We start from the raw sequence: 340 nt of genomic DNA, 5'->3' as shown, positions 1-340 counted from the left end.
CATCGACGCCGCGCATCCTTCCGGATGCGCAAAGAACGCTGTAGCATTTTGGTCCTGCGTATGGTTCCTGCGGGAAACCGTGGTCGATTTTTCCGAGCCTGTGTGCTCAATTTCATATCTTGCCGATCTGGCCCTGGGTGACGTGTTAGACATGACTGCTGCAGCCGCGCGCACCGACACGCAAGCCACCCGCCAGGGCGCGGCAATGGCGGCTGTCCGCGTCGTGCGCCGGCTCCGAGAGGCCGGCGACTGGCAGCGCGAGATGGACGTCATCCTGGAGACGCTCTGCCGCGCCATGGACTGCCAGCGCGGCATCCTGTTTCGACTGCGCGAGCTTCCC

The 340-nt window shown here is 64.1% G+C and carries 1 protein-coding gene; it reads left to right on the top strand.

The genetic code is table 11. The features are described 5' to 3' along the window. Positions 1 to 151: 151 nt before the first annotated feature. Positions 152 to 340: hypothetical protein (locus EN807_RS33570; protein ID WP_135938023.1), on the top strand; the 189-nt coding region annotated here is incomplete at its 3' end.

It is taken from the genome of Mesorhizobium sp. M5C.F.Ca.ET.164.01.1.1 (assembly GCF_004792125.1).
GTDB lineage: Bacteria > Pseudomonadota > Alphaproteobacteria > Rhizobiales > Rhizobiaceae > Mesorhizobium > Mesorhizobium wenxiniae.
Note: the sequence above shows the minus strand (reverse complement) of the source record. Positions and strands in the feature narration are given on the sequence as shown.